This window comes from Flavobacterium sp. 28YEA47A (assembly GCF_041262125.1).
In the GTDB taxonomy this organism is placed as follows: domain Bacteria; phylum Bacteroidota; class Bacteroidia; order Flavobacteriales; family Flavobacteriaceae; genus Flavobacterium.
Genome location: NZ_JBGCCI010000006.1, coordinates 35,891 through 61,772, shown reverse-complemented (window position 1 = coordinate 61,772; position 25,882 = coordinate 35,891). Strand labels below are relative to the sequence as shown.

The 25,882-nt window shown below is 38.7% G+C and carries 25 protein-coding genes; 15 read left to right on the top strand and 10 right to left on the bottom strand.

The features are described 5' to 3' along the window. Nucleotides 1-149: 149 nt before the first annotated feature. From ABH942_RS10110 to ABH942_RS10075, 8 genes are all read left to right on the top strand, one after another. A complete protein-coding gene (locus tag ABH942_RS10110; RefSeq protein WP_370031924.1) occupies nt 150-1,085 on the top strand; it encodes a helix-turn-helix domain-containing protein in 936 nt (311 codons plus the stop codon). A 173-nt stretch (nt 1,086-1,258) separates the two neighbouring features. Beyond that, the gene (locus tag ABH942_RS10105) at nt 1,259-2,869 is read left to right on the top strand and encodes a tetratricopeptide repeat protein (protein WP_370031605.1); all 1,611 of its coding nucleotides are present in this window, start codon (nt 1,259-1,261) and stop codon (nt 2,867-2,869) included. 204 nt (nt 2,870-3,073) lie between these two features. Next, nucleotides 3,074-3,466 carry a hypothetical protein gene (locus ABH942_RS10100; RefSeq protein ID WP_370031604.1) on the top strand — a complete coding sequence of 131 codons (393 nt, stop codon included), beginning with the start codon at nt 3,074-3,076 and terminating at the stop codon, nt 3,464-3,466. Nucleotides 3,467-3,474: 8 nt separating this feature from the next. Continuing rightward, nucleotides 3,475-4,320, top strand: a complete 846-nt coding sequence (locus ABH942_RS10095; RefSeq protein ID WP_370031603.1) for a DUF5777 family beta-barrel protein — start codon at nt 3,475-3,477, stop codon at nt 4,318-4,320. 9 nt (nt 4,321-4,329) lie between these two features. Beyond that, nucleotides 4,330-4,683, top strand: coding sequence for a cytochrome c (locus ABH942_RS10090; protein WP_370031601.1), 354 nt, complete (start codon nt 4,330-4,332; stop codon nt 4,681-4,683). A 16-nt stretch (nt 4,684-4,699) separates the two neighbouring features. After that, nucleotides 4,700-5,251 carry a YceI family protein gene (locus ABH942_RS10085; protein ID WP_370031599.1) on the top strand — a complete coding sequence of 184 codons (552 nt, stop codon included), beginning with the start codon at nt 4,700-4,702 and terminating at the stop codon, nt 5,249-5,251. Nucleotides 5,252-5,254: 3 nt separating this feature from the next. After that, nucleotides 5,255-5,779, top strand: a complete 525-nt coding sequence (locus ABH942_RS10080; protein ID WP_370031597.1) for an ankyrin repeat domain-containing protein — start codon at nt 5,255-5,257, stop codon at nt 5,777-5,779. 5 nt (nt 5,780-5,784) lie between these two features. Continuing rightward, on the top strand, nt 5,785-6,555 hold the full coding sequence (locus ABH942_RS10075) for a T9SS type A sorting domain-containing protein (protein WP_370031595.1): 771 nt from the start codon (nt 5,785-5,787) through the stop codon (nt 6,553-6,555). 308 nt (nt 6,556-6,863) lie between these two features. Here the strand turns inward: ABH942_RS10075 and ABH942_RS10070 are convergent, their stop codons facing one another. Further along, a complete protein-coding gene (locus ABH942_RS10070; RefSeq protein WP_370031593.1) occupies nt 6,864-8,186 on the bottom strand; it encodes a serine hydrolase domain-containing protein in 1,323 nt (440 codons plus the stop codon). Nucleotides 8,187-8,525: 339 nt separating this feature from the next. Between ABH942_RS10070 and ABH942_RS10065 the strand changes: the two genes are divergently transcribed. Next, nucleotides 8,526-10,358, top strand: a complete 1,833-nt coding sequence (locus tag ABH942_RS10065) for a M1 family aminopeptidase (RefSeq protein WP_370031591.1) — start codon at nt 8,526-8,528, stop codon at nt 10,356-10,358. Nucleotides 10,359-10,370: 12 nt separating this feature from the next. Here ABH942_RS10065 and ABH942_RS10060 read toward each other — a convergent pair whose 3' ends face one another. The 3 genes from ABH942_RS10060 to ABH942_RS10050 form a co-directional block, all read right to left on the bottom strand. Beyond that, on the bottom strand, nt 10,371-10,583 hold the full coding sequence (locus ABH942_RS10060) for a hypothetical protein (RefSeq protein WP_370031588.1): 213 nt from the start codon (nt 10,581-10,583) through the stop codon (nt 10,371-10,373). Between the two features lie 165 nt (nt 10,584-10,748). Beyond that, complete coding sequence (locus ABH942_RS10055; protein WP_370031587.1) at nt 10,749-11,150, bottom strand: hypothetical protein; 402 nt, start codon at nt 11,148-11,150, stop codon at nt 10,749-10,751. Beyond that, on the bottom strand, nt 11,131-11,721 hold the full coding sequence (locus tag ABH942_RS10050; RefSeq protein WP_370031586.1) for an RNA polymerase sigma factor: 591 nt from the start codon (nt 11,719-11,721) through the stop codon (nt 11,131-11,133). The genes ABH942_RS10055 and ABH942_RS10050 overlap by 20 nt, the downstream gene beginning before the upstream one ends. 427 nt (nt 11,722-12,148) lie before the next feature. Between ABH942_RS10050 and ABH942_RS10045 the strand changes: the two genes are divergently transcribed. Both ABH942_RS10045 and ABH942_RS10040 read left to right on the top strand, forming a co-directional pair. Continuing rightward, nucleotides 12,149-12,487, top strand: coding sequence for a DUF6249 domain-containing protein (locus tag ABH942_RS10045; protein ID WP_370031585.1), 339 nt, complete (start codon nt 12,149-12,151; stop codon nt 12,485-12,487). Nucleotides 12,488-12,857: 370 nt separating this feature from the next. Continuing rightward, entirely contained in the window at nt 12,858-12,941 is an 84-nt protein-coding gene (locus ABH942_RS10040; protein ID WP_370031922.1) for a T9SS type A sorting domain-containing protein, read from the top strand. 74 nt (nt 12,942-13,015) lie between these two features. On the opposite strand, the gene ABH942_RS10035 is transcribed toward ABH942_RS10040, so the two are convergent. Beyond that, nucleotides 13,016-15,844 carry a M16 family metallopeptidase gene (locus ABH942_RS10035; protein ID WP_370031584.1) on the bottom strand — a complete coding sequence of 943 codons (2,829 nt, stop codon included), beginning with the start codon at nt 15,842-15,844 and terminating at the stop codon, nt 13,016-13,018. A gap of 391 nt (nt 15,845-16,235) precedes the next feature. Between ABH942_RS10035 and ABH942_RS10030 the strand changes: the two genes are divergently transcribed. Continuing rightward, the gene (locus ABH942_RS10030; RefSeq protein ID WP_370031582.1) at nt 16,236-16,829 is read left to right on the top strand and encodes a hypothetical protein; all 594 of its coding nucleotides are present in this window, start codon (nt 16,236-16,238) and stop codon (nt 16,827-16,829) included. Between the two features lie 114 nt (nt 16,830-16,943). On the opposite strand, the gene ABH942_RS10025 is transcribed toward ABH942_RS10030, so the two are convergent. Beyond that, nucleotides 16,944-17,621, bottom strand: a complete 678-nt coding sequence (locus ABH942_RS10025; protein ID WP_370031581.1) for a transcriptional regulator — start codon at nt 17,619-17,621, stop codon at nt 16,944-16,946. Nucleotides 17,622-17,760: 139 nt separating this feature from the next. Here ABH942_RS10025 and ABH942_RS10020 point away from each other — a divergent pair, with 139 nt between their 5' ends. Beyond that, entirely contained in the window at nt 17,761-19,083 is a 1,323-nt protein-coding gene (locus tag ABH942_RS10020) for a S41 family peptidase (RefSeq protein WP_370031579.1), read from the top strand. A 157-nt stretch (nt 19,084-19,240) separates the two neighbouring features. On the opposite strand, the gene ABH942_RS10015 is transcribed toward ABH942_RS10020, so the two are convergent. The 4 genes from ABH942_RS10015 to ABH942_RS10000 all read right to left on the bottom strand — a co-directional run bounded on the left by ABH942_RS10015 (nt 19,241) and on the right by ABH942_RS10000 (nt 23,099). Further along, on the bottom strand, nt 19,241-19,996 hold the full coding sequence (locus ABH942_RS10015; protein WP_370031578.1) for a hypothetical protein: 756 nt from the start codon (nt 19,994-19,996) through the stop codon (nt 19,241-19,243). A 432-nt stretch (nt 19,997-20,428) separates the two neighbouring features. Next, nucleotides 20,429-21,193, bottom strand: a complete 765-nt coding sequence (locus tag ABH942_RS10010; protein WP_370031576.1) for a LytR/AlgR family response regulator transcription factor — start codon at nt 21,191-21,193, stop codon at nt 20,429-20,431. Continuing rightward, nucleotides 21,190-22,287 carry a sensor histidine kinase gene (locus tag ABH942_RS10005; protein ID WP_370031574.1) on the bottom strand — a complete coding sequence of 366 codons (1,098 nt, stop codon included), beginning with the start codon at nt 22,285-22,287 and terminating at the stop codon, nt 21,190-21,192. The genes ABH942_RS10010 and ABH942_RS10005 overlap by 4 nt, the downstream gene beginning before the upstream one ends. A 131-nt stretch (nt 22,288-22,418) precedes the next feature. Continuing rightward, a complete protein-coding gene (locus ABH942_RS10000) occupies nt 22,419-23,099 on the bottom strand; it encodes a Crp/Fnr family transcriptional regulator (RefSeq protein WP_370031573.1) in 681 nt (226 codons plus the stop codon). 105 nt (nt 23,100-23,204) lie between these two features. Between ABH942_RS10000 and ABH942_RS09995 the strand changes: the two genes are divergently transcribed. Together ABH942_RS09995 and ccoS are read left to right on the top strand one after the other, a co-directional pair. Beyond that, nucleotides 23,205-25,598, top strand: coding sequence for a heavy metal translocating P-type ATPase metal-binding domain-containing protein (locus tag ABH942_RS09995; protein ID WP_370031572.1), 2,394 nt, complete (start codon nt 23,205-23,207; stop codon nt 25,596-25,598). A 59-nt stretch (nt 25,599-25,657) separates the two neighbouring features. Continuing rightward, a complete protein-coding gene (gene ccoS, locus ABH942_RS09990) occupies nt 25,658-25,861 on the top strand; it encodes a cbb3-type cytochrome oxidase assembly protein CcoS (protein WP_139998554.1) in 204 nt (67 codons plus the stop codon). The last annotated feature ends 21 nt before the right edge of the window (nt 25,862-25,882 follow it).

Below are 25,882 nucleotides of genomic sequence, written 5' to 3'. Positions count from 1 at the left end.
GAGCTACTAATAGTTGTCTTAAATTTACGGTTAAATCACTACTAAGGCTTCGTGCCAATCCATCCGAAATTGGTCTGAAACCCGCCTTTTTTATTACAACAGCTTAATGACGAGCATTCTACTGCCATAAAAAAGAACTGTTGCATAAAATGACTAACTTTACGACACTAAAGACGTTTGATTTGGAAAAGACAAGCATCCGAAAGCTGTCAATCAGCGATATTCTGGAAATATTGGGCGATGTACCGCAATCTGAGGGATTGCATGTGTATATGGGGAAAGGTGCACTCACAACAATTCCATTTCCATATCCGTATCGTTCTGATAATTTTTCGGTATTGCTCATTCTTTCCGGAACTATGAAACTTCAACTGGATCTTATTTCGCATACCGCCTATCCTGATGATTTGGTTATCATTTCGCCAAGAACCATAAACCATATACTTGAGATTACGGGAAATCTTGAACTGATTGCCGTCAGCTTTACTTCCGATTTTGCCCGGCAGTCCAACCGAAATAAAAACGAAATTGATGCTTTTGAGTTTTTTGCTTCTAAAGCCATTCCTAAACTTACGTTTACAGAGAAAGAACGGGAGGATTTTATTTTTCTAGCCCGGATGTTGATGCAGGAAAATATTGAAAAAAGCCATAATCCCTATAGTGAAGAAGTCCTTCACCATGCTTTTAGCCTGCTGATGTATATTGTTGCTTCTCGTTATAAAAAAGAAAATTCAGGACTCAGGTCGGAACTGTCGCGGCAAGAAGAACTCACCCTAAAATTTCTCAAATTGCTCGACACCAATTTCAAACAGCAGCGCAGTGTGCAGTTTTATGCTGATTCACTCTGCGTTACCAGCGGCCATCTTACCAAAATACTAAAAGAAGTTTCCGGAAAAACAGCCGGAGAACTAATTGAAGAAGCGATTCTGATGGAAGCACGTATATTGCTATCTGATCCTATGCTGACGATTGCACAGATAGCAGACGAACTCCAATTTAGCGACCAGTCATCTTTTGGAAAATCTTTTAAAAAGAACATAGGATTGTCACCCACAGAATACCGTAGGAAAAACAGCAGCCGATAGTGGCTCTGTAACTTTGCGCCTCTGCGCCTTTGCGTGAAATAATTGCTTGCAAAGCCGCAAAGCACATCAATTTCTGTGAAAGCCATTTGTGTCTTTTGTGATTTGGTACAAACTTCCGGACAGTGACTAAATATTTATATCTTTGAAATCCTTTTTACTATCAAAAAATTGCCATGCGCTATAACCGGCTGCTCCTACTCTTGCTTTTGTTGCTGCTATCCTTAAGCGGCATGGCGCAGCCTTCTTCACAAAATGCACTCATACAAAAAGGCTGGGATGCTCTTGTAAAAGACCATGATGATGAGGCTTTCCGACATTTTTTCTTGTCTTACGAAAAAGCAAAAAAAGAGAAGAATGAAACGGATATGGCAGAATCTCTGCTTTATCTGGGAATCTGCTCTTTTGGTTCCAGTTATGAAAAAGGACTGGATTATGCTTTCCAGTCGCTTACTATTTATACCCGATTAGAAAAAACCAATCACGATGTTGGGCAAGTAGGCCGCAGTAAATGCCTGCAGCTTATCAGCACTATTTATTCCCGACAGAAAAAATATGCCCAGGCCAAACCCATCAGCCGTGAAGTAATCAGTATTCTTGAAAGCCGCGAAGACAAAAGCGGTACTTTAGGACTCGCCTATTCCAGCTTGGGTTCAATATACGAGCATCAACAGCTTCGGGATTCAGCTTATTATTTTTATAAACTGGCACTGAAAGACTTCGAAAAATCAGGCAATCAGGCCTATTTACCCAATGCTTATATCAACATAGGCGAAAGCGAACTCGGACGGCATAACGATCAAAACGGACTCGAATACTTCCAGAAAGCACTGGATATAGCCAATACTACCGAAAATAAACAGGCACAGGCCTCCGCTCTCCTTGCCATAGGCCGATGGCATCTGAATCACAACCACAGAACAGAAGCCCTTCATTATTTCCAAAAAGCGCATCTGATATCGGAAGCACTTTCGGACAAGCTGTTTGAAATTATGACGGTTGAAGCGCTGATCGAATTAAATGAAAAAGAAAAAAACTATTTTGAAACATCACAGCTTCAGAAACGTTTGATTTTCCTTAAAGACCAACTTCACTCTTTAGAAAGAGAAAAGATTGTCAAAAGTCTTGAAATGCAGTTTGAAGTGGCAGAAAAAAACAGAAAGCTGGCTCTGATTTCAAAAGAAAAAGAAGTGGCAAGGCTTACTAACTATCTTTTGGCCATTTGTATTATAGTACTTCTGACAGCATTAGTAACCGGATATTTCTATCTTAAAAGCAGAAACAAACGCGACAGAAAGCTGCTGAAAACCAAAGAAGCACTACTTGAAGCATTGGAAAAACAGCGCGAATTGGAGGAAATACGTTTCCAGAATGATCTTGACCATAAGGAAAGCCAATTGAGTGCCATTACTTTGCAGATGTTGCAAAAAAACGAACTGTTAACCGACATCAAGTCTGCTATTGAACAACAACAGCCACAATCTGAGCAGCAGCTTATCAAAATGGTCAACCGCCATTTTGAGCAAAACAACAATTGGGACGATTTCAATCTTTATTTCGAGAGTATTAACAAAAACTTCTACACGCGTCTCAAACAACTTTATCCGGAAATCAGTGCCAACGATTTAAAAATATGTGCGCTTATCAAGCTAAACCTTTCCATCAAGGAAATGGCTTCCATATTAAACATATCTCCGGATAGTGTGAAAACTGCCCGTTATCGCTTGCGTAAAAAATTACAGCTTGCGGCCGACGAAAACCTTACCAATTTTATTCTTTCGGTCTAAAAAAGACCTTTGTCTACTTACTTTCTACTGTATTACCACGGCTTGTCTACCTTTTGTCTACCTGATTTTTTCTGGGCTTACGAGCGTATCAATTAATTTTGATAAAAGTTTTTGGTTGTTTAAGAAATTCCCGGGAATAGGTTTCTAGTTTCTAAAAATCTTCTTCCGGGGACTTAAAACAGACAAAACAAATTATCCAAGATCATGAACAAAAAAAGATACGCGTGGATTGCTGCAATAGCCCTGTTGATTATCTGCGGATCCTATCTCTACAATGGCGTGCTATATAAGGAAGCACGCAATATTGCAGAAGAAAAAGCCGCATTCAGGCTCTCTTCCCTGCAACTTGCTGCTGAATATAAGGCCAACCTGCCTGCATCCGATTCAAACTACCTGAATAAAACCCTAGAAGTTCGGGGAAAAGTCACACAGGTTTCCGATTCACTGCTGACTCTTGATTCCGGCATATCCTGCAGTTTTGGCAAAAAGATGGGCGCTGATATCCAAGGCAAGGAAATAACCTTAAAAGGAAGATGCATCGGCTTTGATGAACTGATGGAAGAAGTAAAACTAGACCAATGTACGCTAATACGTTAATACTACCCATGAAAAAAATGCTTTTTCAGTTGGCCTGCCTGTTGCTTGCCATTTCTGCCCAGGCTCAGGAAGACCTGCTGTCGCAACTGGATTCTACCCAGGTGCAAGATACTTATGCTACTGCCGCATTCAAAGGATTGCAGGTCATTACTATGCAGTCAACCAAAATGCCGGCCAAAAAAGAATTCTATTTTGTCGTATCCCACCGGTTTGGAACCGTAAAAGGCGGTATTTCCGAGTTTTTTGGGTTTGATGATGCTACTACTAAAATTGGTGGTATTTATGGCCTTACGGACTGGCTTTCGGTTAGTGGTTCAAGGCATACGCTTTCTAAAGTATATGAGGCTTCTGTAAAATACAGACTGGCACGTCAGAGCGATATGTTCCCGTTTGAAATTGTAGGTTACAATACGTTAGATATCAATAGTCTGCTAAAAAAGGATGATTATCCAAAAATTGAATTCTCAGACAGGCTGACTTATATCACGCAGTTGATTGTTTCCAGAAAAATATCGGAAAGGCTTTCTTTAGAACTCGTGCCTTCCTACATCCATAAAAACCTATACAATCCTGAAATAGAAAATGATAATCAATTTGCTCTGGGTTATGGCGGCAGGATGAAGATATCCAAAAGATTGTCTGTAAATCTGGAATATGCCTATAATTTCGACAAGCCCGGTTTTTACAATAATCCGCTGTCTGTAGGGCTTGATGTGGAAACCGGAGGTCATATCTTCCAACTGTTGTTCACCAACTCACAATCGATGACAGAAAGCGGCTATCTGACAAGTGCTGCCGGAGATTGGGGCAAAGGCGATTTTTTCTTCGGATTTAATTTATACCGTGTTTTTTAATTAGCTGACATGAAAAAGATACTATTATTATTGGCTCTGGGTGTAATTTTTGGTTGCGATTCCAATACTTATGAAGATTTAGAAGAGCCTACCGTCATTAATGGCCCGGTCACATATCAAAACACCGCAAAGGCTATTATTGATGCCAACTGCGTACGATGTCATTCGCCCGGAGGCGTATCTGCTTTCCGTCCGCTGACTACCTATCTTGAAGTTAAAGATGCGGTACAGAACACCAACCTGCTTGACAGGATACAAAGACAAAACGGAGAAACAGGCCAGATGCCGCAAACGGGAAGAATGCCGCAAGACAAAATCAACCTGCTCCTGCAATGGAGAACTGACGGCTTACCAGAAAACTAAACTAAAGAATATAAAAATGATGAAAAACAAATTATCGTTAATAACATTGTTTCTGTTGGTTGCAGTGTCTTCCAATGCGCAAAAATACATTACCAAAAGCGGAAACGTAAAATTTGAAGCCTCTGTTCCTTCATTTGAAGAAGTTGCCGCAGAAAGCAAAAGCACTTCTGCCGTTTTTGAAACTTCTACAGGTGACTTTGCCGCGCTTACGCTGATGAAAGGATTTCGTTTTAAGGTAGCCCTTATGGAGGAACATTTTAATGAAAATTATGTAGAATCTGATAAATACCCAAAAGCGAGTTTTAAAGGCAAGATAGAAGATTTTGATGCTTCACAGATTACTGCCGCAGAAAAGACTGTTACCATTACAGGTGATCTTACGCTGCATGGAAAAACTAAAAGGGTATCGAGCACGGCCAAAATCTCAAAATCCGGCACTACTTTTAAGATTACCGGCAGCTTTAGCGTAAAACCTGAAGATTTTGGTATTGAAATTCCAAAAATTGTCAGCAAAAAAGTAGCCGACAAGGTCGCAGTAGATTATAATTTCTTACTCAATAAGCAATAAGACATGAGAAAACTTTTATCACTCCTATTTCTGGTTAGCGCTTCTGCCATTGCACAAAACAAAGGCCCTAAAGACGTTTTTGATACCGCCCGATATGGTACTGTTGAAGAAATAAAAGCTTTGATTGCCAAAAATCCGGACACTATCAACAAAACCAATGCAATGGGTTTTACGCCCTTGATTCTAGCTTGCTACAGAGGCAATCTGCCTGTTGCCGAATATCTTACAGAAAACGCAAAAAACATCAATTATAGCAGTTCAAGCGGCACAGCGCTGGCTGCAGTTGCTGTTAAAGGAAACATTAAGCTGGCGGAAGCCTTGCTGAAAAGAAAGGCCGATCCGAATATTGCCGATCCTGCCGGAATGACTCCGCTGCTTTATGCCATACAGTTCAAGAATAAAGAACTTATCGAATTGCTACTGCGCTATAAGGCAGACAAAACGCAAAAAGACAAACAAGGCAAGGCTCCTTTTGAATATGCCATCGATACCAGAAATCAAGAAATCATTAACCTCTTTAAAAACTAAAAACTATGAAAAGAACACTACTCACAGTGTCTCTGGGACTTTTAGCACTTGTTGCTCACGCCCAGACAAAAACCACCGGAACAGTTAATCTGCTTACCGGAATGACTGCCAAACTCGATCTGAACAGTACCAATTCTACTGCTACATTAACGCTAACCGGGCCTTCTGACCGCTGGTTTGCTTTACAATTCGGATCATTTAGTGAAGGACAAGGAATGGAAGCCGGACAGGATGTGGTTTACTACAACGGAACTACTTTGATAGATGCCGTACATAATGGCATAGGTTCTGCTCCAACTCCAGATACAAATAACTGGACAGTTACGTCAAACACAGTGGCTTCAGGAACCAGGACCATTGTAGCTACCAGAGCTTTTAACACGGCAAGTTCAGGCGATTATACCTTTGTATATGCTAATACTTCTATCGATTTTGCTTTTTCAAGAATGAGCTCGGCCAGTTATGCTTTAGCCTATCACGGTGCCAACAGAGGTTACCAGATTGATGTTCCATTGGCTCCGGCTTTGGGTGTTGACGATATAGAGGCAGCAAAAAAGTTTGCCATTTATCCGAATCCTTCCAGCAGCCAGTTTTCAATCAGGACAGATGAAGATATCAAATCGGTTGTGATTTATGACGCTACTGGAAAATTAGCCGCCCGTTTCTCGAATAGCAAAGAAATGCTTGATATTTCTTCGTTACAGTCCGGATTATATTTTGTAGAAATTCAAACAGCAAATAATGAAACTTCTATTGAAAGACTTGTGAAAAAGTAAAATTACTATTTTGTTTAGTTTCATTATGAAAAGAGCAGCCTTACCTACAGCTGCTCTTTTTTATTTGAGATTTTTGGGATTTATGATTTGGGATTTTTGATTTGAGATTTCTGATTTGGGATTTCTGATTTGGGATTTGGGATTTATGATTTTTGATTTTGGATTTGGGATTTTGGATTTGGGATTTTAGCCACAGATTAGTATGATTACACAGATTTAAGTTTTCAAACTAAACTTAGCTCCTAGAATCTTAGCCACTCTTTTCACTTTCCACTTTCCACTATCCACTATTCCCTATTCCCTATCAACTATTTTAATTTTATTAAAAACTTCGCAACTGCATGATAAGCCGGAATTGAATACGGGTCATTGGCTGCATTTGAGGCAACAGGATGAGAGGCAAAACGCACAATTACCATATCGGCTTTGGGATCAATATAAATAACCTGGCCATGAACTCCACGGGCGCAGAATGCACCATGTTCGTTATGGGTAATCCACCACATATTTCTGTAACTCCATCCTTTGAGCAGTGGATAGCCTGCTTTTGCAAAAGCATTTTTGTTACCTCCTTTCTTGATATCCTCAATGGCAACTTTCGGGATGATTTGATATCCGTTTGCAAAACCGTTATCCAATATGAGCTGGCCAAAACGTGCCATGTCTCTTAAACCTAGATTATAACCGCCGCCAGCAAAAGGTGTTCCTGTAGCGTCAACAGATATATAAGCATCCTGCTCAGTTCCCAGTTTTTTCCATATTTTTTCAGACAGTACCGTTGCCACATCTTTTTTTGTAGCACGGGCAATGATCCAACCCAGTACATCAGAATTTACCGTCTTGTATCCGAAAGCCTTGCCATGCGTGCCGTTTTTCTTAACCAGCGGCAGGTATTCGTAATAACTTTTCGGGCCTTTGTAATCTTTTGGTTTTGGTAGCGGATTACCGGCTGCAGAAAACTGCCATATCTCAGCATTCGGATCGGCATAGTCTTCGCTAAACTGCAAAGCTGTTGTCATATCCATAACCTCTCTTACCGTAGCATCACCAAAGGCAGATTTTTTGAGCTCCGGTATATAGTCCGCTACTTTTTTCTTTTCATTAATCAATCCTTCTTTGGCTAACATTATGCCCAGTGTGCCGGTAAACGATTTTGTTACAGACATGGCTGCATGCTGTCCGTCTGGCGTAAGAGCCCCAAAATATTTTTCATACACAATTTTGCCATGATGCAATATGACAACTCCATCGGCATAAGTTTTTTGAAGGCTTTCTTCCCAAGTCATGGGTTCTTTTTCTCCTAACGGTATAAAAGTCACATCTCCAATATCGCCTCGAAGCGCTTCTGTCAACGCATTAGTAGGAGCCAGACCTCGTGAAACATTGGCAGTAGGCATAAACTGTCGCATGTGTGCTACACTCCATCGCAAGGCCGGAAATTCAAAAAAGCTGCCATCTTCAAAACGGAGTATACGATTTGCTGGCGGCGGCGAACCCACCATCCATCCCATTTTTACAGGATCGCTTTCTGCGGCAGAAGGATAAACCGTTTTTTCTTGGGCTTTGCTTACAGTAACAAATAGCAGACAGGAACAGAAAACCAATCGGGAATAAAAGTAAGGCTGTTTCATAGATATAGATTTAAGATTGATGACGTGTAAGGCAAAGAAAAAATCACAGTAAAAACTATTATAAATCACTGTGAACCAAACTAAAGTTACAATTTTATTTTTAAAAACAGTGGTATCTTATTAAGAATTTTCTGTAGAAGTCCCATTACAGCCATTACAGTTCTTTATCTTAATGAGAACTGCCTATCGAAAAAAACTGTCATTTTTTAATTGTTTTCTTTTAAAAATATAAGATAAAATTTGCATTTTTGCCTTATGCATGTTCGTATCATGCTACTTCCCCCGACTGATTAAATGACAATATATCTTTTGATACAATTATTATAATACCTACAAACCATGAGAGTATTCCGATTGGCCCTTTTATTTTTGTTGATTTCCAGCAGTTCTATGTTTGCGCAAGTTCCTGTAACCGACCTTGATTTTGCCATAATCCGATGCGAGAAGGCTTTTGAGTCTGGAACAGAAGACGATATCAAGACCAATTTCCCATTAGCGGATCAGCAGGAATTGCTTCTTAGTCTTGATAAAAGCAAAACAAAGATTGTCCGCAAAGCCGGGCCGTCAAAAATACTTGAAAGCGACAAGAAGAGTGCATTGGTATTGCTAACGGGTACATTGTTTTTTGGCAATTCCGGAAATGAAACCCTTTATTCCGGAAAATACTCCGGTATTTACCGTTTTAAATATAGCGGAGGCAAGTGGGTTATTACTGAAAAACTACCAATAGATCGTTCCAATCTTCTGATGGGGCATATTATAAACGCTACTATTGATCCTGCTAGCAGTAATATGACTGTGAGCGACAGTATGAAAATCCTTACCCAAGAGTCTTACGGATTTACTGTAATGCTAAACCATAAAGCGAAGATAACGTCACTACAGGTTGATGGCAAAGATGCCGATTATCTGTTTAACGGAGGTATACTTTGGGTTCGCACTAAAATCAATGCCGAACAGCAGTTGGCTCTTTCTTATACGCTTACTGTTGACAAGTTAGAGAAGGACAAAAATTCCGGTTATTTTGATGATACGTTTGGACACGTCAGAAATCAGTTTTTCTGGCATCCGTTTTTTAGTTTTTCAAGTCCGAACGATCGCGCCAATTTTTCTGTTCGTATAGCAATACCTTCGGCTTACCAGTTGGCCACCAGTCTACCTCAGGAGGAAACTGTTTCAGAAAATCAGAGAATTATAAAAGCCAGATCAGCCGGACCTACATTTGCACTGGGACTTTACTACGATAAGAAATGGAAAACGTATCGTTATAAGAAGAACGATTATCAGTTGGAAATTTTCTGCGATACTGATTTCAAACCGAATCCGGATATTGTCCATAAGAATTTCCTTGAGGCTTATGATTTGCTGGCTGAAAAATTCGGAAGTCCGAGAGGTCAATATCTTTCAATCATACAGGATCGCTCAAATGCCTCAAACGGTTGGCTTAACCGAAGCAATGATATGATTGTTGCCGCTAAACAAGGTAGCGACTTTTTGAGAGATAAGCCTTCGCCTCGTGCTCCGTTTGCCCATGAAGTGGCCCATGCCTGGACAACGCCTATTGGCCCGGCAACTAATTTTCTTTCGGAAGGTTGGGCTTCTTATGCGGAACGTTATTTTCTTGAAAAACAGTACGGAGAAGCTATTTTCAACGATTATCTGACTAGTTATAAGAATATTTATTTTTCGGAAGGTTATGATACCAAGGTTTCTTTATGGAATGATGTTTCTAATGATGGTGTTTCTTATTATAAGGGTGTTTGGGTGTTTTATATGCTTGAGCAGTTATTAGGAAAAGAAGATTTTGAAAAAGGGCTGAAAGCCTTTATGCAATCTGGAGAGCCTATGACTATTCAGTTTTTTATGGATAAGCTCACCAAGACTACCGGAAAAAAAGTACAGCCGTTTTTGGAGCCTTGGCTAAAGAGCAAGCAGGTTCCTCATGTGCGTTATACTTTGAAGGATAATGCTTTGTTGATTGCCCAGGAAGGTGATGTTTTGCCTTTTTTACTGGAAGTTGAGTTTACGCTAGGCGACGGTACAAAAACGTTGGCTTCTTTTCCTATTAAAGACAAGCAGCACCGTTTTAAGCTTTCCAGCGCTAAGTTTGCCGGTGCCAAGCAGGTTCGATTGGATCCTAATGGTAAGTTGCTTATTAAAGTTCTGGAATAAATTGCTGCATTATTATTCGTAACCGCAACGTGTTTTCCCTGCTTTCCGGGCTTCTTTGAGGGTTATTTTTTCTATCTTGTGTGTACAGTTTTGTAGCCCTTCACAATTTTCTTTGTAGTGGAATCTTTTTCCGTTAGGGCTGTTGCAAATATATACTTCCTTCTTTTTAGAAGGCTCTGCCTGATACAGTAAGGCGCTTAACAAGACAAATAATAATAATTTCATTTTTACCGGCTTATAGGATTTGGCTATAATTTAGTAAATATAAATAATTTTGTTTATTATAAATTGTTTTGTTTAATTATTTTAATAGGCACTAAGGTTCTAAGGTTTTGACTTGCTTGGAGCCTTAGTACCTTTTTTCCTCAGTAGCTTAGCACCTCTTTAACTTTACTTCCCTTGAAAATGATTTCTAATAATAGGTATTTGTACCAACATTGCCAAGAATAAAGCTACAGCTGCATACATGGTTGTTTTAGAGTAATTTAACCCGTTTGTTATGTTACTAAATTTGCTGATGTAAATCTGTTTTGAATCCACTCCATAGGATAATTCTTCTTGTGGCGCTCCTGAGAAGTAGGTATAACAGAGCAATCCGATTAGGATTATTGCCAGTACCAGCCAAAAAGTTTTTGGTAATATGGGTTTATAGGCAGAAATGACTTTTTTTGGAACTATAGCAGTCTGAGCCATTATACGGGATGTAAAATCAAAGGAAGGTGTTTCCAACGGCAGGTTTTTCATTGCCTTGTCTACCAAATTTTCCAGTTCTTTATTTTCGTTCTCTTTCATATTCGCTAATAATTTCAGGTTCAAGCTTTGCTCTTAATATTTCACCTAGTTTTTTCCGGCTCCGGAAAAGTTTTATTTTTACGTTATTGGCCTTGATGCCTATTACCTTGGCTATTTCTTCAAGTGATTGTTCTTCAAAATAATACAAAGTCAGTAAGAAAGCATCTTCGCCCGGCAACTGTTGCAGGCATTCCTGCATAGCACGATGCCGTTCTTCTTCATCTAAAGTGTCCAACACATTTTCGGCCGACCTGAGCTGGTGTGTACCATAATCGTCTATGGCTACAGCTAAAGGTACTGATTTATGTTTCTTTATCCTATCGAGACAGGTATTATAGGCTATCCTATAGATCCATGTCGAAAATTTCGACTCTCCCTTGAACTTTTCTATCGACCGGAATACTTTTACAAAAGTATCTTGTGCAGCTTCTTCAGCCTCTTCGGTATTTTTAATCATCCGTAGGGCTAAGGTGTAAACAAGATTTTTGTAACGATCCACCAATGGCGCAAAAGCCTGGGAATCGCCTTCCATAATCCGGTCAATATAATATCGGTCGTTAGGTAGTGCCATATGGATAATAAGACGATACTAAAAGCAGATAGGTTACAGCTAAGGTAAAAAAAATATTTGTTGCCCGCTTCTGAGTTGCTAAGGTGTAAAGTTTGTGGAGAGAAAAATTAAATGGCTATCCGGAAGTTTATGTCAGACAGGTAAGTTTATTATTTCTATTATTAGGAACATTGCGGCTCTGCGCCTTTGCGAGCAATTATTTCACGCAAAGGCGCAGAGCCGCAAAGCAATTTTGTTTCACATAGACTTTATTTTAATACGTGCTAAAACAGATATTCACCACCGGAGGCAGTCGATCAAAATTGGCTTTCTTTATTGGGTATAAACTTTCTATATAATTATTTTTTCAAAAAAGATGTAACCGAAATCTGAAAGCTGTCGTCATAAGATGCAGATACAATTAATAAACATTTAAAAATCATCAATCATGGAAAAAATTGTTATACCAGTTAGCTTATTCGCTACACTTTTTGGAATTTTCTATATCTATTTGAGTACCCGTAACCGCGAACGTCTTGCATTGATAGAGAAAGGTGCAGATGCCAGCCTGTTTAAGAGCAGTCCGCAAAATATTCCTGTATGGAAGCTGCTACTTCTGAATCTGTCTTTATTGCTTATAGGTATCGGAATCGGACTTCTTATCATTTCTATTCTAAATGCTTACACTATGCTTGACAGCGATGCTGCAAATACGGCTATAGTCTTTATCATGGCGGGAATCAGCCTATTTACAGGTTTCACGCTTTCTAAAAAATTGGAAAAATAATTTTTGGGTTTGATTATATATAAAAAACGCAAGGCAAATGCCCTGCGTTTTTTTTGGTTGATTGGTTGGTTAGAGTCTTGTAAAGACTTGATTTTTTATTTTATATTCTCAATAGTCTCCAGCGAAAACCATCTTAAATTTATAGCTAACATCTTATAAACTTATCCAAACCTACGAATAACAATCTTAGTTTCATTACGGATTTCCATAAAATGACTAAAAAGTTGAAGGTTAAAAGATCGAAGGTTTGAAAGACTGGGACAAATTATAATAAAAAACGCAGGATATCCTGCGTTTTTCTTTTTTGTATTTATGATGCCAATTAATCTCTTTTTAGAAACTTTCCGTCTTTTGTAAATTCCAAATCGATATGTCTGACTTGCTTAGCGGTACCTATCTGATAAAAGTATATACAGGTGAACAGGTTAAGACATTAAGAGTAGTCAAGCAATAAATAGCACATTGCCTAAACAACATAAAAAAAGCCGCCTTTGGGCGGCTTTCTTGTATTTATACAACTAATCAGGTTTATTTTTCAGGGTTAAGAACTCCTATGAAGCTGTTCTTTCCGTCAAAGAATTTATTGGCAGCTGCCTTCATATCCTGAACTGTAATCTTATTGATTTCTTTTTCAAAATTCAAGAATCTATCTACGCTATTTCCTGAGAATTGAAGCTGTTGCAGTTTGCCAAGCCAATATTGGTTTGTTTTAATCTGTTCTCTTCTTTTTTCGATAATGGCAATCTTTACTTTTTCTAGGTCTTTCTGTTCCGGACCGTCTTTCTTAAGTTTAGTTACCTCAGCTTCAGTTTGTTTTAGGATCGCATCAACACTCTCAGGCCCGGTAGGCAATTGTGTTTGGATAACATACTGAGAATATGGTTCTTTTTCCATCGATCCGCTAAAACCTCCACTGTAGATAGATCCCATTTCTTCACGAATTTTTTCGATAACGCGGATCGTAAGGATATCACCCATCATATCCGCTTTTAGCGCCATGTCTTCAGTATATGGAAGTTCTCCAAAATATTGCACCACAACAAGACTCTTAGGTTCTGTTCCTTTATTGAACATGAATTTGTTGTTTCCTGGTTTTAATCTCAGACCGTTATCCACAAATTTAGGTTCTTTTCCGCTTGTTGGCAGAGAAGCCAAATATTGCTCCAATAAAGGTTTTAATGTGTTTTCATCTATATTTCCTACCAGGAAGAAGTGGTAACCATCTGCTTTTCCAAATTCGTTCTTGTAGATTTCTACAGCACGTTGTGGGTTTATCGATTTGATTTGCGCTTCAGTAGGTATTACCATAGGGCGAAGCGGATTGTTGTTATACATTACATTAACAAGCGTATCAACAAAGGCTGCCTGAGGATTTGATTTAATAAACTTAAGCTGCATCTGCATTTTGCTAACGTATCCGTTGAATAGGTTTTGGTCAAGACGAGGTTCTGTCAGTTCCAAATAGTTCAATTGCAAAAGGCTTTCAAGATTTTTAATATCAGATCTTCCTCCTATTTCATTAGTAGTTTCACCCATAGACTGATCTACCGAAACATTCTTTCCTGCCAGTGATTTGTTTAGGTCTGTAGGCGTAAACTTGCCATAGCCCATTGTTTCAATAACAGTAGTCAACATAGATACCGTTGCTTTATCAGCAGCTCCATACCCATTTGTACCTCCTTTTTTAACTCCTGAGAAAAGGATTTCATCGCTTTTGAATGTAGTTGGTTTTACGGTAACTTTAACTCCATTGCTTAAAGTATAGGTAGTTGCCTCTAATTTAGCGTCTTTCTCTACTTTAGTAATTTTCCCTTTTGCAGGCATTTTATCCAAAAGAGTAGTGCTTATTGCAACTTCTGCTTTTTTCTCTGCTTTTTGGGTAAATGATTTTTGTATAGCAGCCAACAAGGTAGCGTCATTGTTTATAAGCGCATCTTTTGTTTCAGAGCTCATAACATAGGCAAAGAATTTCTGCTTGTCTTCTTTTGAAAACAGTTTTTTGAATGCAGCAGTCACATCTTCAGGTGTAATGCCAGGAAGTAATGTTTTGTATAGTTCCAACTCTTTTTCAATACCAGGAGCCGCCTCGCCTATAAAGAAGTTTTGTTCATATTCGTCCAAATAAGCCGCAGAATTGGTCGTGTTGCGTTCGTTATACTGTTTTTCAGCATAGCTTAACAAACTCTTTTTAACCAGTTCTAATTCGTCTTTGGTAAAACCGTACTCTTCAATGCTTAATAATTCTTTTACAGCAGCATTAAGAGCCGTAGTTAAGTCGGCTACCGGTACTACTGTAAGGCTTAGTGCCTGATAGTTTCTGATATAGCTTGAATTACCTGTCTGTGCAGCTGCGAAAGGCGGTACTCCTTCTGCAGCAAGATCACGATAACGACGGTTTATAGCACTAAAAGCTAATTGTTCAACTAATGTATTTCTGTAATCGCCAACTGTTTTGTCAGCTTCTGTTTTTCTTGGTGAGAAATTAAGCGATAATCTTGTTGTAGTCTGCTCAGGATCTGTCAAGAACATTACTTCTTGTTTAGTATATCCGGCAGAACCATAAGCTACACGCTCTCTTGGGTTGCTTGGATTAACAAGCGAACTGAAATATTTTTTTACCAAAGCTTCTCCTTGTGCTGTAGTAACGTCTCCTACTACTACTACTGCCATCAAATCCGGACGGTACCAGTCTTTGTAGAATCTTCTTAAAACGTCCGGTTTAAATGTCTTTAACAGCTCTTCTTTCCCGATTGGAAGTCTCTCGCTGTATTTAGAATTTAAAAGTGGTGGAAGGAATTTTTTTCTAAGTCTGCTAATAGCACCCAGGTTTGCTCTTGCTTCCTCAAGTACTACTTTTCTTTCTTCGTCAATATCTTTATCTGTCATTAAAGCACCTTGCGCCCAATCTTGTAGGATTTGGAAAGCTGTTTCCAGATTTTTAGGATTATCTGTAGGGATTGGCAGCATGTAAACCGTTGTGTCAAATCCTGTTTCTGCATTCAGGTCGGCACCAAATTGTACTCCCATTGACTGCAGGTTATCTACCAGTTTATTTTTTGGAAAGTTTTTGGTTCCGTTAAAAAGCATGTGCTCTGTAAAGTGAGCAAGTCCCTGCTGATCATCATCCTCCATAAGAGAACCTGTATTTACAAGCAGGCGAAGTTCTACTTTTTTCTCAGGCTTGCTGTTTGGACGGATGTAATATCTCATTCCGTTTTTCAATACACCTGTAGTTGTCTTAGGATCTGTAGTCAGCTTCTCGCTAAGATTCTGCGCAGTCACGGTTTCTGTAGCCATGAAGCATACCGCCCCATAGAAACCCGCAGATAAGATGATTTTAAATAATTTGTTTGTCATTTCGGTTTTAGTTTTAAGCTTAATAGTAATAGTTTACTAATAACATACCTCTATGTTATTACAATTACACATTTGTCATACATTATTATTTTTTGTTACAAATTTTATAATGTGTATTGTATCAAATTATTTTAAAAAATTGTTGTGTCTTTGTTTATGGGGATTTTTAAATGAAAAATTAGGTTCGATTATAAACTTTAATTATTTATGGCAACCAGGAGAAGATCACATTTAAACCATTTTTTATACATGAAATTTTCAACCATAGTTATCTACTACTTCCTTTTTTTTTTTTGCCTGCCACGCAACCATTTTAAAACCAGCCCCTCTATGCTAATAGAAGTCGGTTTTGATCGGCTACAGAAACACTAACAATTTTTAAAATACACAAATGAAACGTATCTTATTATTAGTATTATTGTTGCCGGCATTCAATTATGCGCAAGAAAAACAAGAAAGCACTCCAGGGACAGTAGTAACAGAACCGAAATTGACTCTTTCTTTCTATTCGATTTCTTCTGACCCTGCACAATTTGGCTTGAGCGCTGAGTATAAAAGCAAACACCTAAGCGGCAACAGAAATTCTTCTTACTTGCTAAACATTTCTGCTGCTGCCCTGGATTATAACAATAACATCGCAAATTTTAACGGATTTGGTGTTGTAGTCGATTTGGGAAGCAGAACTTACGTAAAAAAAGGGAAATGGAACGGCTTCTATGCTGAAAACTTTATTTCGTATGGAAATCTGGAATTCAGCTCATTTTTCGGAGAATCTGGAACCACTTATTTTGAAGGAACGTACTCTTATTGGAGTATAATCAACCCTAACGTAGGTTATAAATTCATGATCGGGGAAAATTTCTGCATCGACCCATCAATTGGAGCCAATTGGAAATGGGAAGTAAAAGGAAAAGGCGACATCGACAATAAAAACATAAATAACTTAGTCATCAGGGCAGGAGTCAAAATAGGATTCATCTTCTAGAGGAACAGATATTATTCTATGGACTGATCAAGGACAACCAATAAATGACAAGGAGACAGCTGCCTCCTTTTTATTGAAAAAATATTTTTACTGTAATCCCCTTAGTTCCCTTATTTATAATCTTTTAGTGCTGCTGTTTTTTTTCTGCAGAGCCTCACTCATTTCATTAATCAACGGTAAGTATTTTTCCTGCTCTTCTATCCCAACCTGTTTGTCATTGATGTAAAAATCGGGTCTGCCATCGCCAATTTGTATCAGCTTATATTTTGTTCCATTTGCATCGACTGTTATAATAGTATGACTATCTTCATTTAATTCAGGATAAGGAATTTCCATTATATCTTTCTCTGTTTGTCCGTCTTTTTTAGCGTTGGTAAGAATAATAAATACAGCTATGCCAACAGCTATTGCTAAAATGACATACATAAACTTTCCTGATTTTGGCCTGGGAATTTCTAAAGCATTATTTTTCGTATCTGTAATGACGGCATGTAGTATGTATCCTTTTTTAGGGATTGTTTCTATAATTTCTTTATTGGTGTCTTCCAAGGCCTTTCTTAAATAAAATATGGCCTGTGAAAGACCTTCATCACCGCCGCCATAATCATTCCAGATTTCCTTAATGATATGTTCGCGTGTTATAACCTCACCATTAGTATTGGCTAAAAGACATAATAATTGCATCAGGCGTGCTTCCAATCGCATTTCTTTTTGGGTTTGCAGATTTCTGATAGCGTTTAAAGATGGCGTAATCAAAAAATGTCCGTTGATGATAAATTCCTGCTGCTTCATTTTTAAAAGTAAAAGATGACTGTAAAAATAAGAGAGTTTTGCCAGTATTATGCCTGATAATATTTTCTAAAGATAATATAAAGCTTTTGTAAACAGCTGTTATTGCGGATCTCTATTACTTTCGGATAAAAAATATTACATGAAAGATCTTCTATTCTTTATTTCAATCGCTGTATGCCCTTCTTTTCTTTTTGCACAGACGACAAACATCAGTCAGGGAGAAAAACTACAGTTACTGCAAAATGTGACACGGTTGGTAAGTTCTTATTATGTTTATCCAGATAAGGCAGAAGAAATAACAATACATCTGAAGAAATTATATGCGACTGCAAAATACGATTCGCTCCGCAGTCCATCCGAATTAGGAAATGAATTGACCCAGGATATTTTCTTTATCAGCAAAGACAAACACATTCGCATAGAGTATAATCCCGGACTTGAAAATGACATCCTAAAATTCAATGCTTCTGGGAAAAATGCCGACAAAATATCACAAGTTGATCTTGAGAAAGAGAGGCAAAAGAATTTCTACTTTAGGAAAGTACAGATTCTTCCATCCAACATAGGTTATATTGAGTTTACCAACTTTGCCAAATCGAGCAAAGAAGCTCTTAAGACACTTGAAGCTGTGATGCAATTTATCACCCATGCAGATGCATTGATTATAGACCTGCGGAATAATTATGGCGGTAATGGAGCTATGGTAAACGAAATGCTCGGTTACTTTTTTAAGGACAGAACTTATGCAGGCCGTGCTTTTAACCGAATAGACAATACATGGACCGACAGCTATATTGGTACTGAAAATAAAACCGGTAGATTGATTTACAACAAACCCATTTATATCCTGACCAGTTCTGCTACTTTTTCTGCTGCTGAAGGTTTTGCATATGCGCTGCAGCAATTGAAAAGCGCTTTGGTTATTGGAGAAACTACCCGTGGTGGCGCCCATCTTACACGAAGTTTTAGCTTAGGCAATGGTTTCGTCGGATTCATACCTTATGCCCGATTTGAAAACGCAGTAACCAAAACGGATTGGGAAGGCAAAGGCATTATTCCTGATATTCCTGCGGCCTCCGAAAATAGCCTGATAATTGCACAACAGGACATTTTAAACAAGAAATTACTATCAGCAGATGAAAACGAAAATAAGAAAACAAACTGGCTGCTTAATTATTACAAATCAAAAACCACTGTTATAACCGTTAGCAGTAGTAAAGCTAAAAGCTATGAAGGACGCTATGCTGAATTTGAAGTGAAATTTGAAAATAATGAACTAAAAATGCGAGACACCAATCAGTCTGTTATTCAATTTAAAAGCCTGAAACCTATAACGGAAAACTTTTTTCAGGTGGGCGAAGATTATCAGATAGAATTTTTAAGTGATATAGATGGTAGTGTTAATGCAATAAAAATGTATTGGGGAGATGGTTGGAGTGAAGAGATAAAAAGGTTGAAATGATTAAACATATATAATCAATTTCCTCTTAATGCGCTTTCAAAAAAATTGCCCCGCAAACTCCCTACATTAATTCCCTGGCTTTGGGTCAAGATAGGAATTAATAAGGTGCCTGCGGGGCGGTAAAAATCAACAGTCAACTCTAATGGGCTGAATACCGTTATCTTTTGTTATAATTGGAATATTCTGAAAGTGTTTGAACTGGTGTTGCCTGTCCTAAGAACTTAGCCATCATATCCAAATTTTCGGTGGTAGTGAAATAACGTTTTGCCTGTTCGTTCCAGCTGTATTTTATAGTAAGATCGAACTTTTCAGCATTCAGCATTTTGATTTTTAACGGTTTTTCGTTGATTGCCTGTACCTGTTCTACTTTTTTTGTTTTAAGATTGATGGTCATATACATACGGCAGTCTTTCATAAAAGCGGCATCTTTATCAGAAGGATTCGGATTCTGTTTGTAGCTTATAACCAATTGGCCCGGCGTTTCTTTTTCAATTCTGTAGGTCGCATCATCTGTCTGTGCTGCCGGCTGCTCTTTTTTCTGATTTTTGCGAAAGGAATTCGTATCAGAACGTGAAGCCGATTTACCGTCTACCGTAAGTACTGTCCATTGTTCTTCTTTAGGCAATGACGGATCAAATTGTGCCCTGATTACTTTTTGACTTGCGGATGTTATTGTGGTCTGTTGAAGCTCATAAGCATAATTTTTAGGAAGTTGCAGGTTTTCAGGATTAAGAACACCTGTATCAATACCATGTTTTGCAAAAGCATCCAACACTGCATTTTTTTGAGCTGAAACACTCATTGCAGACAATACCATAAAAAGAGCCAGCAGCAATCTCATTCCATTCTGCACTCCCAATTTTGTTTCTCCATGAGCCATTCCCATTCTGCCCATTGCATTACTTTTTTTCATAATTCTTCTGTTATTTATTATTTTGATGTGGCAAAATTATGAGCAGCGTTTGGGCGTTTGGAAGGTTTACTGAGTGAAACGTCCAAACTAAAAGGTGAAATGTATGTGGTGCGAAGTGAAGTGATTTTTAACAGGCTAGATTCAGTTGTATTTTTTTGTTTAGCACGCGGATTATCACGGATTAAAATAATTACGCGGATTTAAGAAGTCTTTTAAACTTAGTGCCTCAGAACCTTAGTGCCTCTTTTTATTTTAGCCACAGATTAAATCAATTACACAGATTTATGAAGTTTACAGCAAATGAAAGTGAACTTTGCGGCTCTGCATCTTTGCGAGCAATTATTTCACGCAAAGACGCAGAGCCGCAAAGTAAAAAATAAACTTATTTGGAATCTATTTTGGTGTGGAGTTTTCTGTTATCAATTACCATTTCTAATAATCCAGCCATTCTTTAAACAAAGGCGCTTTTGTACGGCTAACGATAACCTCTTCCGGAGCATTTTTGATTTTAAGTTTTAGCTTGCCATTAAAGTAATTCTGTACCTGTTCAATAGAATTTGCCTGTACAATATACTGGCGGTTCACCCTGAAAAAATTTCTGGGTTCCAGTTCTTGCTCCAAGGCTTCTAAAGTTTGTGGCACTACGACCTTTTCATTAGTAAAAAGATAGGCATAGCTAATGTTCAGATGTGAATAAAAAAAGGCAATATCTTCAACATTGATTTTACGATAGGCATCCCGATACGGTAACAGAAAACGCGTACGGTATTCTTTTGGTTGCATTTTGGCAAGCAATCCTTCCATAAAATCGTGTGACAATTGTGGTGCTTTCGCAGTCTGTTCAAACTTGGCTAAAGCAGTTTCTAATTCATCTTTATCTATCGGTTTTAGCAAATAATCGACGCTATTGTATTTGAAGGCTTTGACAGCATATTCGTCATAAGCGGTTGTAAATATTACGGGACATTTAACCTCAACCCGATTAAAAACTTCAAAACTCAGCCCGTCAGCCAGCTGTACGTCCATCAGAATCAGATCCGGGCATTCGTTTTCAGAAAGCCAGTCCGCAGCTTTAGCAACACTGCTCATAATGCCTGTAATCTTGACATCAGGCCGGATTTGGGACAATAATCTCAGCAAGCGTTCTGAATTTAGCTTTTCGTCCTCAAGTATCAATATGTTTCGTAATGCGCTCATGAGATAAGTGGTACTTTAACGGTAAAGGTTTTGCTATCCTGCTCTACAGAAGGTTTTCTATCACTTAATAAAGCATAGCGATCGATTATATTTTTTAGTCCGATTCCCGTAGAATCCATCTTATTTACCAAAGGCAGCAAGTTATTAGATACGACCAATTCGTCATTATCATTAGAATAAATGGCTACTATGAGCGGATTTTCTTCTTCCGTGCGATTGTATTTCAGGGCATTTTCAATAAATAGCTGCAACGTCACTGGCGGAATCATCATTCTGAGTTTCGATGCTTCAATATCAATCTTAAAAACACAGCCTTCTCCCATCCTATGCCATATCAGAAAAAGATAAGCATCCAGAAATTTCAATTCTTCAGATAAAGGTATCAGCTTTTTTTTAGAATTGACAAGCAGATAGCGGTAGACTTTAGTAAAGTTTTCTGTGTACTCATAACCTAGCTGCTGGTCTTTCAATATCAATTCTGAAAGTACGCTCAGATTATTGAATACAAAATGCGGGTCGAGTTGTAGTTTAAGCGCCTGCAATTCGATTTCAGAAGCCAATTGCTTATTCCGGGCGGCATTAATTTCATGTTCTGCTGCTTTTACAGTAGCTTCTTTCCAGTTACGCAACAGAAAATCGCCTGTATTAAGAGCACTGACCATTAACGCCCATAGCATAATCGAAATAACGGTATATAATCCTTCACGCAAACCAATAGGCGAAGGCTGAACCGTATCGGCTGCGCCAAATATCAGGTACACAAACGTCAGGCAGATTATCAGAAATAATGCTCCTAAAATCTGAAACAAGGCTTGAATCAGCAATCGTTTCAAAGGACGAACCATCCATGAAATCCATTTGTTCAGTTTACGGTCTATAAAAAGACTGAACCATACAACTACAGTACAAAACACCAAATTAATCAGTACATCTTGCACCAGTTTGTATGCCGGCATGGCAAAAAAACGTTGCCAATAAGAATAAGGAAAAATAAGAAAGACGGTTGCATAGGATACAACAAACGTAAAAGTAATCAGCAGTACATTCTTTATGCTGTTCCTTTTTCTAAGATTTATTTTTTCCTGTTGCTCCATCTAATTCTTTAGGCTTAACCCAATTATGGGTTATTAGTTGGTTTTTTCCTGTTTTTGTTACAATAAAAAAAGCACGGGCTGAAATCCAATCCGTGCTTTATATAATTTATGTTTATGGCTAAGAAAGCGTATTACTCTGCTTCTCTTTTTAAACCCTTAATGTCTTTTAAAAATATTTTCTTGCCTTTGAGCTCAATAAGTCCGCTTTTATTAAAGTCAGATAGCAGGCGGATACAACTTTCCGTTGCCGTTCCAATCATGCTGCCAATTTCTTCACGGGTCAGCTGGGTTTTAAGGCTTCCGTCTTCGTGCATTCCAAAGGTATCTTGCAAGTGTAAAAGTGTTTCTGCCAGACGTTCTCTTACCGTTTTCTGTGCCATATCAACCACATGATCGTCGGCTTCTTTAAGGTCGCCACAAATGGCCCGCATCACATTCATCGAAAACGCATTATTCTGGTTGAATAATGGCATGATTTCGCTCTTTGGTATAAAACACACTTCCATGTCCTCAAGCGCAATAGCACTCAAATTGGCAGGTTCATCGCTTATCATGGAACGCTGTCCTAACAATTCTCCTTTTGATACCAGCTTGATGATCTGATCTTTGCCATTGGCACTCAGTTTAGACAGCTTGCAGACTCCATCCCTAACGCAAAAAATACCGTTTACATTCTCTCCTTCTTCAAAAATAGGCTCTCCTTTTTTGATGATATAAGACGACTTGCAGTCCGCTATCTTAAGCAGTTCCTCTTTATTGAGGGCCTTAAGCGAGCTAAACTCTCGAACGATACATTGTTCACACTTACTCATGGGCGGGATGGGAATTAGTTTTGCAAAGATACGGAAAAGCATGATAATTATCATAGTTTACGCCTAAGGCATTTCCAAACTTTGCATCAGGTAAATGAGCAAATTATGGACACGCACAGTTGTTTCCATTGCGGTCTTGAAGTTATTAAAAAAGAAGAAATCGTTTTTGACGGAAAATCGTTCTGCTGTAAAGGCTGCCAAACGGTATATGAAATTTTCGCAGACAACGGACTTACTTCCTACTATGACTTTGAAAAAATGCCGGGCGCTTCGCCTCAGGCCGTAAATGGAAGATATGATTTTTTAGACAATGAAAAGATAGCTGCTAAGCTGTTGGAATTTGAGGAAGAAGGCACGAGTATCGTTTCTCTTTATATTCCGCACATCCATTGCAGTTCCTGTATCTGGATTTTGGAAAACCTCCACAAACTTCATCGCGGCATAGGTTCTTCCCAGGTCAATTTCTCTGAAAAGAAAGTACGTATTATTTTCAATCCCAAAGAAACTACCCTCAAAGACATCGTATTGATGCTCTGCACCATAGGTTATGAGCCATATATTTCGTTAGAGAATTACGAAAAAGGCAAGACCGCTTCAGACCGCAGCCTTATTTATAAATTGGGTGTAGCTTTTTTCTGTTTCGGAAATATCATGCTGCTTTCTTTTCCTGAATATTTTGAAACCGAAGAATTCTGGCTCGACCAGTATCGCGGTTTTTTCCGATGGTTGATTTTTGCGCTGTCACTTCCTTCTTTCCTTTATTCCGCCAGCGGCTATTATGTTTCTGCTTATAAGAGTATCCGAAACGGCATGTTTAATATCGATATCCCGATTGCGTTGGGAATCATCGTGATGTTTGTTCGTAGTACCGTAGATATTGTCCTGGGTTACGGACAAGGATTTTTTGACAGCCTTACCGCTCTTGTTTTCTTTATGCTTGTAGGCAGGCTGTTCCAGCAAAAAACATATAGTTTTCTATCTTTTGAAAGAGACTTTAAATCCTATTTCCCAATTGCTGTCACACAAATCAAGGCACAGCAGGAAGAAGTTTCGGTTCCCGTATACGATATCCAAAAAGGAGACAGACTACTTATCCGCAACCAGGAACTGATTCCGGTAGATGGCATACTTATTAGTAACGACTGCCAGATTGATTACAGTTTTGTGACCGGAGAGGCAGATCCTATCCATAAAAAATCGGGTGATAAGGTTTTTGCAGGAGGAAGGTTGCTCGGTCAAGTAATCGAAATGGAAGTACTAAGTTCCGTTTCCCAAAGCTATCTTACCCAATTGTGGAGCAATGATATTTTCCAAAAGAAAAATGCCGAACACCGCAGAAGCATTACCGATGCCATTAGTCGTTATTTTACGCCTGCCCTGCTGCTGATTGCCTTTCTCGGTTTTACCTACTGGATTTTTAAAGATGCAAACACGGCCTTTAATGTGTTTACCGCCGTTTTAATTGTAGCCTGTCCGTGTGCGTTGGCTTTGACTGCTCCTTTCACTTTAGGTAATGTACTGCGAATTATGGGCAGGCAGAAACTGTATCTTAAAAATGCCGGTGTCATCGAACAGCTTGCCAAAGCAGACATGATTGTTTTTGACAAAACCGGAACCATCACAACCAGCAAGGCGTCTGACATTTCTTTTAAAGGAAAATCGCTTTCTGCTATTGAACTCTCCTATATCAAAAACCTGTTGCGAGGTTCTAATCATCCACTAAGCCGCAGACTGTATGATTTCTTGCCGGTTGCAGAACTCCGCATCGTGCATGGTTTCGAAGAAATTACAGGAAAAGGCATTGAAGGTATTATTGATGGAAACTGTATCAAATTAGGCGCTGCTTCCTATGTTGGATATGAAACTTCAAAAACAACACAAACAGCCGTACATATTGCTATCAACAACGATTATAAGGGAAGTTATGTTTTCGACAACCAATATCGCAAAGGTTTGGAACAGCTGTTCAACAGCCTGAGCAAGAATTATGATATAAAAATCCTTTCGGGTGATAATGATGGCGAACGTGAACAATTGGAACAGATGCTGCCAAAAGGTACAGAATTGCTTTTCAACCAAAAACCCGAACAAAAACTGGAAGCCATCAGAAAGTGGCAGGATGCTGGCCATAATGTAATGATGATTGGCGACGGATTGAACGATGCCGGAGCACTGGCACAAAGTAATGTGGGGATTTCCATTTCTGAGAATGTGAATGTATTCTCCCCGGCTTGTGACGGTATACTCGATGCAACGGAGTTTTCAAAGATTGCTTATTTCCTGAAACTTTCTAAAAAAGCCATCACCACTATCAAAATGAGCTTTACGCTTTCGCTGCTTTATAATGTCGTTGGACTGGGCTTTGCCGTAAGCGGAAAACTATCTCCTTTAGTGGCTGCTATTATCATGCCTCTGAGCACGGTAACCATCATCAGTTTTGTCACGTTGGCAAGTAATTATTATGCACGAAAACTAAAATCTAAAACTGGCCGGGCATGATAAATATCATGTTTTTCCCGAAGCCGCCAAAGTAATTTTGTTCTTATAAAATCTAAGGTATGAGTGTCATCTATTTATTAATCTCCATCAGCATTGTCGTTGCTGTTGGCTTCTTTATTGCCTTTGTCAGGGCAGTCAAGGGCGGACAATACGATGATGATTATACTCCATCGGTTCGGGTGCTTTTTGACGATGAAGTTGTTTCGAAAAAGCAGGAACCCAAAACCGAAATCCGGAAAAGCAGTCCGAAAACCAACCCTTAACAATCTGATAATCCAATAAAT

Excerpts from the sequence above, each read along its gene's own strand:
- ABH942_RS10050 (WP_370031586.1), bottom strand. The coding sequence starts at position 11,721 with ATGGCACTACCTAACGACCGATATTATATTGACCGGATTATGGAAGGC.
- ABH942_RS10025 (WP_370031581.1), bottom strand. The coding sequence starts at position 17,621 with ATGAAGCAGCAGGAATTTATCATCAACGGACATTTTTTGATTACGCCA.
- ABH942_RS10040 (WP_370031922.1), top strand. The coding sequence starts at position 12,858 with ATGTCTGACTTGCTTAGCGGTACCTATCTGATAAAAGTATATACAGGT.
- ABH942_RS10020 (WP_370031579.1), top strand. The coding sequence starts at position 17,761 with ATGAAAGATCTTCTATTCTTTATTTCAATCGCTGTATGCCCTTCTTTT.
- ABH942_RS09995 (WP_370031572.1), top strand. The coding sequence starts at position 23,205 with ATGGACACGCACAGTTGTTTCCATTGCGGTCTTGAAGTTATTAAAAAA.
- ABH942_RS10085 (WP_370031599.1), top strand. The coding sequence starts at position 4,700 with ATGATGAAAAACAAATTATCGTTAATAACATTGTTTCTGTTGGTTGCA.
- ABH942_RS10105 (WP_370031605.1), top strand. The coding sequence starts at position 1,259 with ATGCGCTATAACCGGCTGCTCCTACTCTTGCTTTTGTTGCTGCTATCC.
- ABH942_RS10065 (WP_370031591.1), top strand. The coding sequence starts at position 8,526 with ATGAGAGTATTCCGATTGGCCCTTTTATTTTTGTTGATTTCCAGCAGT.
- ABH942_RS10060 (WP_370031588.1), bottom strand. The coding sequence starts at position 10,583 with ATGAAATTATTATTATTTGTCTTGTTAAGCGCCTTACTGTATCAGGCA.
- ABH942_RS10015 (WP_370031578.1), bottom strand. The coding sequence starts at position 19,996 with ATGAAAAAAAGTAATGCAATGGGCAGAATGGGAATGGCTCATGGAGAA.
- ABH942_RS10090 (WP_370031601.1), top strand. The coding sequence starts at position 4,330 with ATGAAAAAGATACTATTATTATTGGCTCTGGGTGTAATTTTTGGTTGC.
- ABH942_RS10070 (WP_370031593.1), bottom strand. The coding sequence starts at position 8,186 with ATGAAACAGCCTTACTTTTATTCCCGATTGGTTTTCTGTTCCTGTCTG.
- ABH942_RS10005 (WP_370031574.1), bottom strand. The coding sequence starts at position 22,287 with ATGGAGCAACAGGAAAAAATAAATCTTAGAAAAAGGAACAGCATAAAG.
- ABH942_RS10000 (WP_370031573.1), bottom strand. The coding sequence starts at position 23,099 with ATGAGTAAGTGTGAACAATGTATCGTTCGAGAGTTTAGCTCGCTTAAG.
- ABH942_RS10045 (WP_370031585.1), top strand. The coding sequence starts at position 12,149 with ATGGAAAAAATTGTTATACCAGTTAGCTTATTCGCTACACTTTTTGGA.
- ABH942_RS10075 (WP_370031595.1), top strand. The coding sequence starts at position 5,785 with ATGAAAAGAACACTACTCACAGTGTCTCTGGGACTTTTAGCACTTGTT.
- ABH942_RS10095 (WP_370031603.1), top strand. The coding sequence starts at position 3,475 with ATGAAAAAAATGCTTTTTCAGTTGGCCTGCCTGTTGCTTGCCATTTCT.
- ccoS (WP_139998554.1), top strand. The coding sequence starts at position 25,658 with ATGAGTGTCATCTATTTATTAATCTCCATCAGCATTGTCGTTGCTGTT.
- ABH942_RS10055 (WP_370031587.1), bottom strand. The coding sequence starts at position 11,150 with ATGAAAGAGAACGAAAATAAAGAACTGGAAAATTTGGTAGACAAGGCA.
- ABH942_RS10110 (WP_370031924.1), top strand. The coding sequence starts at position 150 with ATGACTAACTTTACGACACTAAAGACGTTTGATTTGGAAAAGACAAGC.
- ABH942_RS10035 (WP_370031584.1), bottom strand. The coding sequence starts at position 15,844 with ATGACAAACAAATTATTTAAAATCATCTTATCTGCGGGTTTCTATGGG.
- ABH942_RS10010 (WP_370031576.1), bottom strand. The coding sequence starts at position 21,193 with ATGAGCGCATTACGAAACATATTGATACTTGAGGACGAAAAGCTAAAT.
- ABH942_RS10080 (WP_370031597.1), top strand. The coding sequence starts at position 5,255 with ATGAGAAAACTTTTATCACTCCTATTTCTGGTTAGCGCTTCTGCCATT.
- ABH942_RS10100 (WP_370031604.1), top strand. The coding sequence starts at position 3,074 with ATGAACAAAAAAAGATACGCGTGGATTGCTGCAATAGCCCTGTTGATT.
- ABH942_RS10030 (WP_370031582.1), top strand. The coding sequence starts at position 16,236 with ATGAAACGTATCTTATTATTAGTATTATTGTTGCCGGCATTCAATTAT.